Annotated in this window: 15 protein-coding genes; 11 read left to right on the top strand and 4 right to left on the bottom strand. The window is 67.6% G+C overall.

Annotated features, from left to right (window positions below):
• The gene (gene choW / locus T8T21_RS07870; protein WP_322335163.1) at positions 1-831 is read right to left on the bottom strand and encodes a choline ABC transporter permease subunit; all 831 of its coding nucleotides are present in this window, start codon (positions 829-831) and stop codon (positions 1-3) included.
• A 175-nt stretch (positions 832-1,006) separates the two neighbouring features.
• Positions 1,007-1,945: a choline ABC transporter substrate-binding protein gene (locus tag T8T21_RS07865; RefSeq protein ID WP_183471820.1), complete on the bottom strand. Its 939-nt coding sequence runs from the start codon at positions 1,943-1,945 to the stop codon at positions 1,007-1,009.
• Positions 1,946-2,055: 110 nt separating this feature from the next.
• On the opposite strand from T8T21_RS07865, the gene betI reads away from it, so the two are divergent.
• The 5 genes from betI to T8T21_RS07840 all read left to right on the top strand — a co-directional run bounded on the left by betI (position 2,056) and on the right by T8T21_RS07840 (position 8,123).
• Complete coding sequence (gene betI / locus T8T21_RS07860) at positions 2,056-2,631, top strand: choline-binding transcriptional repressor BetI (protein WP_322335162.1); 576 nt, start codon at positions 2,056-2,058, stop codon at positions 2,629-2,631.
• Positions 2,628-4,139 (top strand): choline-sulfatase, encoded by a 1,512-nt coding sequence (gene betC / locus T8T21_RS07855; protein ID WP_322335161.1) that lies wholly within the window; start codon positions 2,628-2,630, stop codon positions 4,137-4,139. The genes betI and betC overlap by 4 nt, the downstream gene beginning before the upstream one ends.
• A gap of 34 nt (positions 4,140-4,173) precedes the next feature.
• The gene (betB, locus tag T8T21_RS07850; RefSeq protein WP_322335160.1) at positions 4,174-5,631 is read left to right on the top strand and encodes a betaine-aldehyde dehydrogenase; all 1,458 of its coding nucleotides are present in this window, start codon (positions 4,174-4,176) and stop codon (positions 5,629-5,631) included.
• Between the two features lie 74 nt (positions 5,632-5,705).
• Positions 5,706-7,361 carry a choline dehydrogenase gene (betA, locus tag T8T21_RS07845; RefSeq protein ID WP_322335159.1) on the top strand — a complete coding sequence of 552 codons (1,656 nt, stop codon included), beginning with the start codon at positions 5,706-5,708 and terminating at the stop codon, positions 7,359-7,361.
• 81 nt (positions 7,362-7,442) lie between these two features.
• Complete coding sequence (locus T8T21_RS07840; protein WP_322335158.1) at positions 7,443-8,123, top strand: thermonuclease family protein; 681 nt, start codon at positions 7,443-7,445, stop codon at positions 8,121-8,123.
• Between the two features lie 4 nt (positions 8,124-8,127).
• On the opposite strand, the gene T8T21_RS07835 is transcribed toward T8T21_RS07840, so the two are convergent.
• Positions 8,128-8,547: an ion channel gene (locus T8T21_RS07835; protein ID WP_183471830.1), complete on the bottom strand. Its 420-nt coding sequence runs from the start codon at positions 8,545-8,547 to the stop codon at positions 8,128-8,130.
• Positions 8,548-8,771: 224 nt separating this feature from the next.
• Between T8T21_RS07835 and T8T21_RS07830 the strand changes: the two genes are divergently transcribed.
• Both T8T21_RS07830 and T8T21_RS07825 read left to right on the top strand, forming a co-directional pair.
• Positions 8,772-9,158 carry a hypothetical protein gene (locus T8T21_RS07830; RefSeq protein WP_322335157.1) on the top strand — a complete coding sequence of 129 codons (387 nt, stop codon included), beginning with the start codon at positions 8,772-8,774 and terminating at the stop codon, positions 9,156-9,158.
• 158 nt (positions 9,159-9,316) lie between these two features.
• Complete coding sequence (locus tag T8T21_RS07825; protein WP_183471834.1) at positions 9,317-9,535, top strand: hypothetical protein; 219 nt, start codon at positions 9,317-9,319, stop codon at positions 9,533-9,535.
• A 228-nt stretch (positions 9,536-9,763) separates the two neighbouring features.
• Here T8T21_RS07825 and T8T21_RS07820 read toward each other — a convergent pair whose 3' ends face one another.
• Complete coding sequence (locus tag T8T21_RS07820) at positions 9,764-10,270, bottom strand: DUF4174 domain-containing protein (RefSeq protein WP_183471836.1); 507 nt, start codon at positions 10,268-10,270, stop codon at positions 9,764-9,766.
• A 269-nt stretch (positions 10,271-10,539) separates the two neighbouring features.
• Here T8T21_RS07820 and T8T21_RS07815 point away from each other — a divergent pair, with 269 nt between their 5' ends.
• Genes T8T21_RS07815 through T8T21_RS07800 form a run of 4 tightly spaced genes read left to right on the top strand, consistent with a single transcriptional unit; the run spans position 10,540 to position 13,150 of the window.
• Positions 10,540-11,010: a GNAT family N-acetyltransferase gene (locus tag T8T21_RS07815; protein ID WP_322335156.1), complete on the top strand. Its 471-nt coding sequence runs from the start codon at positions 10,540-10,542 to the stop codon at positions 11,008-11,010.
• 31 nt (positions 11,011-11,041) lie between these two features.
• Entirely contained in the window at positions 11,042-11,752 is a 711-nt protein-coding gene (locus T8T21_RS07810) for a tellurite resistance TerB family protein (protein WP_183471840.1), read from the top strand.
• On the top strand, positions 11,752-12,765 hold the full coding sequence (locus T8T21_RS07805) for an endonuclease/exonuclease/phosphatase family protein (RefSeq protein WP_322335155.1): 1,014 nt from the start codon (positions 11,752-11,754) through the stop codon (positions 12,763-12,765). The genes T8T21_RS07810 and T8T21_RS07805 overlap by 1 nt, the downstream gene beginning before the upstream one ends.
• Before the next feature lie 10 nt (positions 12,766-12,775).
• Positions 12,776-13,150 carry a hypothetical protein gene (locus T8T21_RS07800; RefSeq protein WP_183471844.1) on the top strand — a complete coding sequence of 125 codons (375 nt, stop codon included), beginning with the start codon at positions 12,776-12,778 and terminating at the stop codon, positions 13,148-13,150.
• The last annotated feature ends 30 nt before the right edge of the window (positions 13,151-13,180 follow it).

Here is a 13,180-nt window from a genome sequence, read left to right as displayed (position 1 = left end):
TCATCCTCGTTTCACCCGCAGCGCCCGGTCGAGCATGATGGCGACCACGACGATCACGAATCCGCTCTCGAAGCCCAGCGCGGTGTTGACCGAGTTGAGCGCACGCACCACCGGCACGCCGAGCCCGTCGGCGCCGACGAGGGCCGCGATCACCACCATCGACAGCGACAGCATGATGGTCTGGTTAAGGCCGGTCATGATCTGCGGAAAGGCGGAGGGCAGCTCGACCTTCCACAACAGCTGGCGCGGCGTCGCGCCGAAGGCCTGCGCGGCCTCGACGAGCGCAGTCGGCGTGTTGGAGATCCCGAGCTGGGTCAGCCGGATCGGCGCCGGCAGCACGAAGATCACCGTGGCGATCAGGCCGGGCACCATGCCGATGCCGAAGAACACGATGGCCGGGATCAGGTAGACGAAGGTCGGCAGCGTCTGCATCAGGTCGAGCACCGGCGCGACCCAGGCATAGAGCTTGGGACGGTGCGCCACGGCGATGCCGATCGGCACGCCCACGCCCATGCAGACCACGCAGGCCGACAGCACCAGCGTCAGGCTCTCGGTGGTTTCTTCCCAGTAGCCCTGGTTGAGGACGAAGAGAAAACCCAGCGCGACCAGCAGCGCCGGCTGCCAGCGGCGCTGCAACGCGTAGGTGAGGCCCACGAAGACGGCGATGACGAGCAACTCGGGCGGTGTCTGCAGCAGCCACAGGATGCCGTCGATCATGCCCTCGAGCAGCAGCGACAAGGTGTCGAAGACGATGGCCAGGTTGGTCTCCAGCCAGTCGAAACCATCGGCGGCCCAGCGGCCCACGGGGATCTTGGGGATGGTCATTTCCATGGCGCGCGGCCTCGGTTCGGTCCGGTCATCGGGGTCTCCGTGTCGGGAATGCGACGCCGGGCGCCGCGGGTCGGATGGGCGGGGGCCGCCGAGCGGCCTGAGATCCGGGCCCGGCCCCTGAAACGGGGGCCGGGGTAGGGGCGCGCCATGCGCGGCGCGCCCGGCGAGAAGGCCCTCAGCCCTCGATCGCGGATTTGACGGCGGGCAGCGCCTCGCCGCCGTCGAGCGTGGTCACGCCCTCGAGCCAGGGCTCGACGGCCTCGGGGTTGGCGGCGAGCCACTGCTGCGCCGCCTCGCGCGGGTCCATTCCGTCATTGAGGATCGAGCCCATGATCTCGTTCTCCATCTCGAGCGAGAACTCGAGGTTCTTCAGGAGCTGGCCGAGGTTCGGGCACTCTTCGACAAGACCCTTGCGGGTGACGGTGTAGACCTCGGCACCGCCGAGATTCGGGCCGAACCAGTCGTCGCCGCCCTCGAGATAGGTCATGTCGTAGTTGGCGTTCATCGGGTGGGGTTCCCAGCCGAGGAAGATCACCGGTTCGTCGCGCTTGGAGGCGCGGTCGACTTGCGCCAGCATGCCCTGCTCGGAGCTTTCCTTGACCTCGAAATCGCCCAGCCCGAAGGCGTCGGTCTCGATCATCTCGAGGATCAGCTGGTTGCCGTCATTGCCCGGCTCGATGCCGTAGATGGTGTTCTCGAGCGCATCGGCGTGCTCGGCGATGTCGGCGTAGTTCGCGATGCCCAGCGCCGCACCGGCCGCGTTGGTGGCCAGCGTGTACTTCGCGCCGGTGAGGTTCTTGTGCACCGTCTCGATGCTGCCATCCTCGGTGTAGGGGGCGATCTCGCTCGACTGCGTGGGCATCCAGTTGCCCAGGAACACGTCGATGTCGCCGTCCGACATCGAGGTGAAAGTCACCGGCACCGAGAGCACCTTGATCTCGGGCTCGTAGCCCAGACCTTCAAGCACGATGGCGGTGGTGGCGGTGGTCGCGGTGATGTCGGTCCAGCCGACGTCGGACATCACGACGTCGCGGCATTCGGCGGCGTCCTGGGCAAAGGCGCCTGTGGCGGCGGTGGCGAGCGCCAGGGCGCTGATCGTGGTGCGAAGCATCATGGTCGTCCTTCCTGTGGTGTTTTGGTTCTTGATTGACGCGTCAATAAAAAGCCTATTAGGGTCGCGGTTGCAACCCGGTCGTTGAACCGGGGCGGATCAGGAGACCCTTGATGCCCAAGCTCGGGATGGAACCTATAAGGCGCGCGGCCTTGGTCAAAGCGACGATCGAGGAGATCGGCGAACAGGGTTCGCTCGATGTCACGGTGGCGCGGATCGCCCGGCGCGCGGGCATGTCCTCGGCTCTGGCGCATCACTATTTCGGCAACAAGGAAAGGATCTTCCTCGCCGCCATGCGGCACTTGCTGGCCGAGTATTCCGCCGAGGTGCGCGACGCGCTGATCGCGGCGCAGGGCGACCCGCGCGCCCGTGTCGCCGCGACCCTGCGCGCCAATTTCGGCCCCTCCAACTTCCGCTCTGAAGTGGTGGCGGCCTGGCTCAATTTCTACGTCCTCGCCCGCACCTCGGAGCCCGCCGCGCGGCTGCTGCGGATCTATCACCGCCGGCTGCGCTCGAATCTCGCGCATGATTTGCGGCCGCTTCTGGGGGCGGGTGCCTCAGATGCCGCCGAGCGCCTCGCCGCGCTGATCGACGGGATGTATCTCAAGCAGGGCCTCGCGGGCGGTCCGGCCGACGGGCCCGCCGCCACGCGACAGCTGCTCGCCGCGCTGGAACTGGAGCTGAAATGACCCCGAGCCGCAACATCCTCATCGTCATGGCGGACCAGCTGAACGGAACGCTGTTTCCCGACGGCCCCGCCGACTGGCTGCACGCGCCGAACCTCAAGAAGCTGGCCGCCCGCTCGACGCGTTTCGCCAATGCCTATACCGGCAGCCCGCTCTGCGCGCCGGGGCGCGCCTCCTTCATGTCCGGCCAGTTGCCATTCCGCACCGGGGTCTACGACAACGCGGCCGAATTCCCCTCGGACATCCCCACCTTCGCGCATCACCTGCGCCGGGCCGGCTGGCTGACCTGCCTGTCGGGCAAGATGCATTTCGTCGGCCCCGACCAGCTGCACGGTTTCGAGGAGCGGCTGACCACCGACATCTACCCGGCCGATTTCGGCTGGACGCCGGACTGGCGCAAGCCGAACGAGCGGATCGACTGGTGGTATCACAATCTCGGCTCGGTGACCGGCGCCGGGGTGGCCGAGATCACCAACCAGCTCGAATATGACGACGACGTCGCGCATCAGGCGAAGGCAAGGCTCTACGACCTCGCGCGTGGCCACGACGCCCGGCCCTGGTGCCTCACGGTGAGCTTCACCCATCCGCATGACCCATATGTCGCGCGGCGCAAATACTGGGATCTCTACAACGACTGCGCCCATCTCGACGCGCCGGGCGAGGCGATCCCCTATGACGAGATGGACCCGCATTCGCGCCGCCTGTGGGACGCCTGCGATTCGGACCGCTTCGACATCACGCCCGAGCAGGTCCGCCGGGCCCGGCAGGGCTATTTCGCCAATATCAGCTATGTCGACGACAAGCTGGGCGAGATCTTGCAGGTGCTCGAGGACACGCGCCAGGAGGCGATCGTCGTCTTCGTGTCGGATCACGGCGACCTGCTGGGCGAGCGGGGCCTGTGGTTCAAGATGAACTTCTTCGAGGGATCGGCCCGCGTGCCGCTGATGATCTCGGCGGCCGGCATGGAGCCCAGCCTCGTCACGGACCCGGTGTCGAGCATCGACGTCACGCCGACCCTGTGCCAGCTCGCCGGCGTCGACATGTCCGAGGTCACGCCCTGGACCGATGGGGAGAGCCTCGTGCATCTGGGGCAGGGCGGCCGGCGTGAGACGCCGGTGGCGATGGAATACGCCGCCGAAGGGTCGATCGCGCCGCTGATCGGCCTGCGGCAGGGGCGGTTCAAATACACCGCCTGTCCGGTCGACCCCGAACAGCTCTTCGATCTCGAGGCCGACCCGGGCGAGCGGACCAACCTCGCCACCGATCCCGCCCATGCCGAGACGCTGCGGCAGTTCCGCCAGCTTGCCTCCGAACGCTGGGATCTCGGCCTCGTCGATGCCCAGGTGCGCCAGAGCCAGGCCCGCCGCTGGGTCGTCTACGAGGCGCTTCGGCAGGGCGGCTATTACCCCTGGGACTACCAGCCGCTGCGCGCCGCCTCCGAGCGGTACATGCGCAACCACATGGACCTGAACATTCTCGAGGAGAGCCAGCGCTTCCCGCGTGGTGAGTGATCTCTCCCCTTCACCATTCCGAAAGTACGCAGTCATGACCTATCCGACTCAGCCCGAGGCCAGCCATTTCATCGACGGCCAGTATGTCGAGGACGCGTCCGGTACGGCGCTTCCGGTGATTTATCCCGCTACCGGCGAGAAGATCGCCGATCTGCACGCCGCGACCCCCGCGCTCGTCGACCGGGCGCTGGAAGCGGCGCGTCGCGCGCAGCCCGCCTGGGCCGCGATGACCGGCACCGAGCGCGGCCGCATCCTGCGCCGCGCCGCCGACATCATGCGCGCCCGTAACCGCGAGCTGTCCGAGCTGGAAACCCGCGACACCGGCAAGCCGCTGCAGGAAACCCTGGTCGCCGACGCGACCTCCGGTGCCGACGCGCTGGAATATTTCGGCGGGCTGGCCGCGACCCTCTCCGGGGAGCACATCCAGCTTGGCGAGGATTTCGTCTATACCCGCCGCGAGGCGTTGGGCGTCGCGGTCGGCATCGGCGCCTGGAACTACCCCACCCAGATCGCCTGCTGGAAGGCCGCGCCGGCACTGGCCTGCGGCAACACCATGGTGTTCAAGCCCTCCGAGACGACGCCGCTCTGCGCCCTAAAGGTGGCCGAGATCCTCAAGGAGGCGGGGCTGCCCGACGGTGTGTTCAACGTGGTGCAGGGCTATGGCGAGGTTGGCGCCGGGCTGGTGAGCGACGTTCGCGTGGCCAAGGTCTCGCTCACCGGTTCGGTGCCGACCGGGCGCAAGGTCTATGCCGCCGCCGCCGAGGGGATGAAATCGGTGACGATGGAACTGGGCGGCAAGTCGCCCTTGGTGATCTTCGACGATGCCAGCCTCGAGGACGCGGTCTCGGCGGCGATCAATGCCAACTTCTACTCGACCGGGCAGATCTGCTCCAACGGCACCCGCGTCTTCGTGCAGGACGGCATCCGCGAGGCATTTCTCACCCGGCTGGCCGAACGCCTGAAGGCCGTGAAGACCGGCGACCCGCTCGACGAGACGACCAATTTCGGGCCGATGGTGTCCGAGCGGCAGCGTGAGATCGTCGAGGGCTTCATCGCCAAGGGCCAGCAGGAAGGCGCGCGACTGGTCGCGGGCGGCGGCCGGCTCGAAGGCGAGGGTTTCTGGATCGAACCCACGGTCTTCGCCGATGTCGAGGACCACATGACCATCGCCCGCGAGGAGATCTTCGGCCCGGTCATGTCGGTCTTCGGCTTCGCGACCGAGGAAGAGGCGCTGGAGCGCGCCAATGCGACGATCTACGGGCTCTCGGCCGGGGTCTTCACCCGCGACATCGCCCGTGCGCACCGCTTCGTGGCGGCGCTGCAGGCCGGATCGTGCTGGATCAACACTTACAACCTGACGCCGGTCGAGGCGCCTTTCGGCGGCATGAAGATGTCCGGCGTGGGCCGCGAGAACGGCCGGGTGGCGATCGAGCACTGGAGCCAGCTCAAGACCGTCTACGTGGCCACGGGCGCCGTCGAAGCCCCGTTCTGAACCGGCCCCCGAGGGGGCGCAACAAGACGACCGTCGAGCGGCCCCGAGGCCGCTCCGGCAGAAGGAAGCGTGACATGGAAGCGGACTACATCATCATCGGGGCCGGCAGCGCCGGCTGCACCATGGCCTATCGCCTGTCCGAGGCGGGAAAGAGCGTGATCGTCATCGAGTATGGCGGCACCGATGCCGGGCCGTTCATCCAGATGCCGGGCGCGCTCAGCTACCCGATGAACATGTCGCGCTACGATTGGGGCTACCGCTCCGAGCCCGAGCCGCATCTGGGCGGCCGGCGTCTCGCCACGCCGCGCGGCAAGGTGATCGGCGGCTCGTCGTCGATCAACGGCATGGTCTATGTGCGCGGCCATGCGCGCGACTTCGACACCTGGTCCGAGATGGGGGCCGAGGGCTGGGACTATGCGAGCGTGCTGCCCTATTTCAAGCGGATGGAGAACTGGCACGATGGCGGACATGGCGGCGACCCCGCGCGGCGCGGCCATGACGGCCCACTGCATGTCACCCGCGGTCCCCGCGACAACCCGCTGACCCGTGCCTTCGTCGAGGCCGGCGGGCAGGCGGGCTACCAGCTCACCGACGACTACAACGGCGAGAAGCAGGAAGGCTTCGGCCCGATGGAGGCGACGATCTGGCAGGGTACCCGCTGGTCGGCGGCCAATGCCTATCTGCGTCCCGCGCTCAAGCGCGACAACTGCAGCCTGGTTCGAGGGCTGGCCCGCAAAATCGTGATCGAAGAGGGGCGCGCGACCGGCGTGGAAATCTCGCGTGGCAGCCGGGTCGAGGTGATCCGCGCACGCGCCGAGGTGATCGTCGCGGCCTCTTCGATCAATTCGCCCAAGCTCCTGATGCTGTCGGGAATCGGCCCGGCCGCGCATTTGGCCGAGCACGGGATCGACGTGGTGGCCGACCGCGCGGGCGTCGGCCAGAATCTCCAGGACCACTTGGAAATGTACATCCAGATGGCCGCGACCCAGCCGGTCTCGCTCTTCAGCCACTGGAACCTCTGGGGCAAGGGCAAGGTCGGCACGCAATGGATGCTGAGCCGCACCGGGCTCGGTGCGTCGAACCAGTTCGAGAGCGCGGGCTTCATCCGCTCGCGCGCAGGCGTCGAATATCCCGACATCCAGTACCATTTCCTGCCCATGGCCGTCCGCTATGACGGGCAGGCGGCGGCGGAGGGGCATGGTTTCCAAGCGCATGTAGGCCCGATGCGGTCAGGCTCGCGGGGGCATGTCACGCTGGCCTCGAGCGATCCGGCCGAGGCGCCGAAGATCCTCTTTAACTACATGTCGACGGAGCAGGACTGGGAGGATTTCCGGACCTGCATCCGGCTGACTCGCGAGATCTTTGCCCAGCCCGCCTTCGCCCCCTATCGCGGCCACGAGATCCTGCCCGGCGAGGCCTACCAATCGGACGAGGATCTTAACGAGGCCATCAAGGAGCATGTGGAGAGCGCCTATCACCCCTGCGGCACCTGCAAGATGGGCGCCCGCGACGACGCGTCGGCGGTGGTCGATCCGGAATGCCGGGTGATCGGGGTCGAGGGGCTGCGGGTCGCCGACAGCTCGATCTTCCCACGCATCACCAATGGCAACCTCAACGCGCCGTCGATCATGGTGGGCGAAAAGGCATCCGATCACATTCTTGGCCGCAAGCTCGATCCGCTGCAGGAAAAGCCGTGGATTCATCCTGCATGGCGGGTGGCGCAGCGCTAAGACTCGCGCCGAGCACGAATTCCTTAACTATTCGTTAACGAAACACTTGCCGGGGGCGTCGAAAGCGCCGACATCTCCGGCATGGCCTGCTTCGCGATCTTCGCATTTCTGGGGCTTTGCTCGATCGAGCCCGCTCCCGCAACCGGCCCGTCAGGCATCGTCGCCGTGATCGACGGCGACACGCTCGACGTGGGCGGCGCACGGGTGCGGCTGCACGGTGTCGACGCCCCCGAGGACGCGCAGAGCTGCGACACCGGATCAGGCGCGCAATGGGCCTGCGGCGACTGGGTCACGCAGGAGGCGTCCTTGCGTTTCGCGGGTCGCGAGGCGCGTTGCGAGACCGTCGACATCGATCGCTACGAACGCATCGTCGCACGCTGCGCCGTGGATGGTGCCGATATCGGCGAGATGCTGGTCTCAGAGGGGCTGGCGCTGGCCTATGTCGAGTATTCCCGCGCCTACGTGGCGCAGGAAGCTGAAGCACGCGCTGCCCGGCGTGGCATCTGGCGCGGCGAGGTTCAGGCACCGTGGGATTGGCGCCGGGCCAAGAGGGCAGGGCAGGGCACCCCTGACCCCGCACCGGAGCGCGTCGAGGCCGGTGGCTGCGCGATCAAGGGCAACATCTCCGGCGGCGGGCGCATCTACCATATGCCGGGCGATCCCTATTACGGCCGTACGAAGATCGACACGGGCGCCGGGGAACGCTGGTTCTGCTCGGAGGCCGAGGCACGGCGCGCGGGGTGGCGCCACGCCGGAAGCTGATCCCTCAGCGGTGCTTCTCGAGCTGCTTGGCGGAGACGTCGTAGATGAAGGTCGCAGACCAGGTGATGATCATGAAGCCCGCCATTGCCTGCGCGCCGACGACCAGACGCATCGGCCCGGTCACGTCGAGATCGGCGAAACCCACGGTCGAAAAGGCAATGGCCGAGAGATAGACGTAGTCGATCCAGTTGGTGAAGCTGACGCCGAAGCCGCCGGGCCAAGCCTGCTCCTGCAGCAACACGTAGAGCATCGCCCCGATCGCGATATGCAGCGTGTGCAGCAATGCGGTCAGGATGAAGGCGCCGAGCGGTACCAGCGAATTGCGGCCTTTCGCGGGGGGCAGGATGTGCCGACACAGCACCAATCCGAAATGGTGTACCGATCCCAGGACGATCACGAACAGAATGGCGATGGTCAGCAACATGCGGATCGAGCTAGCCCGCATCCCCAGTGCAGCAAGCGAAAAGGCGTGGCGCCAGCTTGCGCTGCAAAGCCCGAGGCATCACGACAGCGCGCAGTCACATTCAAGGAGCAGGCGCGTCGTCTTCCAGGTCGTCCAGACCCATTTGGGAATGGCGAAAGCCGGCGTGGCGCGGTATCCGGCGGGCTGCCGCACCCGTCGCGGCGCTGCCCGAGGACGAGTTTGACATGGAAAAGCATCGCGGATTTCCCGGCCGGCTGCCCGGTACCGATTTCCAGTTCACCATTCGCCGCGCTTCCAAGGAGGGGCCGACGAAGATCATCCGTCGCGAGCGCTTCCGCGACCGGCGCCCACCCGACCGCCGCGCCGATGAGGGCTTCATGGCCGCGCTCTGGGCGCATTTCGGCGAAGAGCCATTCGTGCGCGGCAATCTCGATGCCGGCCGGCTGAGCTGGCTGTTCGGTCGCGAGGTGGTGCCTGCCGAGGAGCCGTTCGATCCGCAGGACTACGACGCGCTGCTCAGGATCGACGTGGCCCAGGCGCGCCGCTCCTTCCCGGACGTGTTCGGCGACGTCCCGGGTGAAGACGAGGACGAGGAAGACGAGGACTGGTGACCCGGTCCAGGCCGGGTGCGGGTGGCGGGATGTCGCCCATGCCATGGCCTGCGTGCCCAAGGCGCGAAACCGTGCGTGTTGCTCTCTTGCACGAGCTTGCGCGAAGTGGCAGTGACGGTCTCATCTGGGGCACCACCATTCATTTTCGGAGACCAAGAATGGCATCCAAGTTCAAACTCTTCGGCGCGCTCGGCGTCGCCGCCATCCTCGCTGCCTGTGGCGCGACCCCCGGTGAGCGTGCCGCGACCGGCGCCCTCGCGGGTGCTGCCGCTGCCGAACTGACCGGCGAAGACGCGATCACCGGCGCGCTGGTCGGTGGCGCCATCGGCGGCATCGCGCCCTGCGTCACCAACCCGAACGCGAACGGCTGCTACTGAGCCCTTCGCGCACCCAGCCTTGGCTGGGAGCGGTTGACATGATGGACCGCCGGGAGTGATCCCGGCGGTCCTTTTCGTTTGGCCGGTCGAACGTGCCGGTACTGGGGAGGCAATCGTCAATCGTCGCAAGGCTTTGCGTCGACTGAGCAAGGGTGCCCGCACGCGACAGCCGAAGCGTGCAAGGCGGTTCCGGTCCGATGGGGCCGCGGAGTGCTCGCGCCAAACCGGTCAGCGCGTCTCCAGCGCTTGCGCCCCAGCGCCGCCCACAGGGCGGTTGGCGTCTCGGATCTCCTGCTGGCGCAGGGGCAGCTTGTCGATCGCCCGGATCAGCTCGCGCGCGGTGAAGGGCGCAGGTTTGCGTTGGGCGATCCGCCCATCCTTGCCGATCAGGATCACAGCGAAGCCCCGCGGTCTGAGCACGCGCCGGATCGGGCTGCGGGCGGCGGGATCGGTATCGATCAGCACGATCGCGTCACGGGCCACGAGGTCGTCGATTCGCTCGGCCAGAAAGCTCATCTGTCGCTGGAACTGCGGGTCGTTGGCGTTGTCGGCGAAGACGATGATTGGCCGCGCGACATGGAGGAATTCCGCCAACTCCGCCTCGGCCACCGGATAGGCCGCGCGCGGCTCCTCCAGCCATCGCTCCAACGGCCCCGGCGCCTCCTGCGCGGCGGCGAGCGGAGCGGCCCAGAGCAGGGCGACGAGAAGCGCGAGCATGGGGCGAAGCTGTGTCATGTCTTCAACATAGGCGCGAATGTGCTCCGCGCGAAGGGTGCTGCGACAATCCACGCAGAGTAGGCCCAACGTCTTGGAGCACAACTCCGCTCTCCTGGGGCTGCTGGAAGGGTCGGGACGGAATATTCCTAGCAGATCGGGGGGCTGCGCCACACGCGCGACGCGTGATGACTCTGTCGCGATGGGCAGCGGCGATCTCCGGATCGGTCTTGCAGCGGCGCGCGCGACGCGACATCACGGTTGCCGAGACACGCTGCCGGAGACCCGCCATGATCCGCCCCGCCACGCCCGAGGACGCACCTGCGTTGGGAGCGATCTGGAACCGGGTGATCCGCGAGACCACCTCGATCTTCAACGCGACCGAGCGCAGCGATGCTGAAATCGCCGAGATCACCTGCTCGGGCGATCCCTTCTTCGTCTGGGACGAGGGCGGGGTGCGCGGGTTTGCCCGCTGGTTCCCCTTTCGCGGTACCGATGGCTACCGCCACACGGTGGAGCATACGATCCTGCTCGCGCCCGATCTGCAGGGACGCGGTGTCGGGCGGATGCTGATGGAGCGGTTGTTCGACACCGCGCGCGCCGCCGACAAGCACGTGATGGTCGCCTGCGTCACCGCCGAGAACACGGCCGGCATCGCCTTTCATGAACGCCTGGGCTTCGTCCGGACCGGCACCATGCCCGAGGTCGGGCGCAAGTTCGGCCGCTGGCTCGACCTCGCGATCCTGCAGAAACCTCTCTGACATTGCCGCGCTGCGGCGCTAAGGTGGCCCCATGTCGATTTGGACCCGTATCGCCGAGATCATCGCCGCCCTCAGGCAGGGCGAAAGCCTCGCTTCCATCTTCGAACGCATGCGCACCCCGCCGGAGCGCAGCGTCGCCTTCGCGATTGCGGTGATCGCGCTGGGCGCCAAGATGGCCAAGGCCGACGGTCTCGTGACCCGCAACGAGGTCGCGGCCTTCCGGGAGGTGTTCACCATCCCCCCCGAGGAGGAGGCCAACGCCGCACGGGTGTTCGACATGGCGCGCACCGACGTGGCCGGTTTCGAGGATTACGCCCGCAAGATCGCCGCGATGTTCCGCGGCGAGAAGGGGCCGCTTTGCGACCTGATGGAAGGGCTGTTCCACATCGCGCTCGCCGATGGCGACTACCACCCGGCCGAGAACGCCTTCCTCCGGCGGGTCGCCGAGATCTTCGAGATCGACGAACGCGCCTTCGCCCGGCTGCGTGCCCGCTTCGTGCCGGATTGCGAGCCCGATCCGTGGGACGTGCTGGGCGTGGCGCCCGAGGCCGGGCGCGATGCCGCCCGCGCCGCTTGGCGGGCCATCGTTCGCGAAACCCATCCCGACCGGCTCGCCGCGCGCGGCCTGCCGGAGGAGGCGATGAAGCTGGCCGAGAGCCGGTTGATCGCCGCGAACCACGCCTGGGAGCGGATCGAGACCGGGCAGGCGGCCATGGCAGGCGGCGAGGGGAGCCGGGGCTGATGCGGCTGGCGACGTGGAACGTCGCCTGGTTCGACCGGCTGTTCGACGATGCGGGCCGCCCGCAGCGTGACAGCGCCGACAGCGCACGGCACGGCATCACCCGCGCCCGGCAGCTCGACGGGATATCCAAGGTGCTGCGCGTCCTCGATGCCGATGGCATCGTGGTGGTGGAGGCACCCGATACCGGCGGCCGGCGCAACGGGGTTCGGGCCCTCGAGACCTTGGCCACCGAGATTAACCTGCGCGCTCGCAGTGCGCTGATCGGCTTTCCCAGCCACACCCAGCAGGAGATCGCCTTCCTGTACGATCCCGATCGGCTGACGGCCCGGCACGATCCGCGCGAAAGCTTGCGGGCGCCCCGCTTCGACACCCATGCGGGCCATGGCGAAAGCCGGATCGTCTGGTCGAAGCCCCCCTTGGAGCTTGCCATCGAGGCGGGGGGACGGGCGTTTCGACTGATCGGCGTGCATGCCAAGTCCAAGGCGCCGCATGGCGCCGAAACCCCCCAAGCGCAGCGCCGCGTCGCGGTCGAGAACCGGCGCAAGCAGATCGCGCAATGCAGTTGGCTGCGTGGCCGGATCGAGGATCATCTCGACGCGAGCGAGGCTCTCGTGGTGATGGGCGATTTCAACGATGGCCCGGGCCTCGACGCGCAGGAGGCGCTGTTCGGCCGCTCGGGCATCGAGATCGCGCTGGGCGAGGACGGACCGCCGGAGCGGCGCCTGTTCGACCCGCATGCCCGGCTGGCGCTGGCGCACCCCTTGGCGGCGCAGCCGGCCACCGCGCGATTTGCCGTGCCGCCCGACTGGCGCATCCTCTCTGCGCTTCTCGACTACGCGATGATCTCGCCCGACCTGCGTGCCTTCTCTCCGTGCTGGCGGATCTGGCATCCTTTCGACGATCCCGCGATCTACGCCGATGCCGATCTGCGCGCGGCGCTGCTCGCAGCCTCGGATCATTTCCCCGTGACGCTCGACCTCGATCTCTCTGGAAACACTGCTGCCGACAGCTAGATCGCGGAGCATGAAACGTATCATTCCGATCACCGTCGCCGCTCTTCTCGCCGCCCCGCTTCAGGCGCAGACACCCGAGCCCCCCGCCGAGGATGAGGGCTTCAGCCTCATGCAGCGGGGCGCCGAGCTGTTTTTCGAGGGCATTCTCGGAGAGATGGAGCCCGCGATCGAGGATTTCCGCGCCTTCGCCGAGATGGCGGAGCCGCATCTGCGCGCGCTGCTGAGCGAAATGGGGCCGGCGCTGATGCAGGTGCTCGACCGGATCGACGACATCGCCAATTACGAGGCGCCCGAGATCCTCGACAACGGCGACATCATCATCCGGCGCAAGCCGGAGGCCCCCGATTTCGCGCCCGACCCGGAGGCTCCGGAAATCGACATATGAGCCATTGCCGCCCCGGAGGTCCGGCGCGTA

It is taken from the genome of Limimaricola variabilis (genome assembly GCF_034371605.1).
GTDB classification, from domain to species: Bacteria; Pseudomonadota; Alphaproteobacteria; order Rhodobacterales; family Rhodobacteraceae; genus Limimaricola; species Limimaricola variabilis.
Note: the sequence above shows the minus strand (reverse complement) of the source record. Positions and strands in the feature narration are given on the sequence as shown.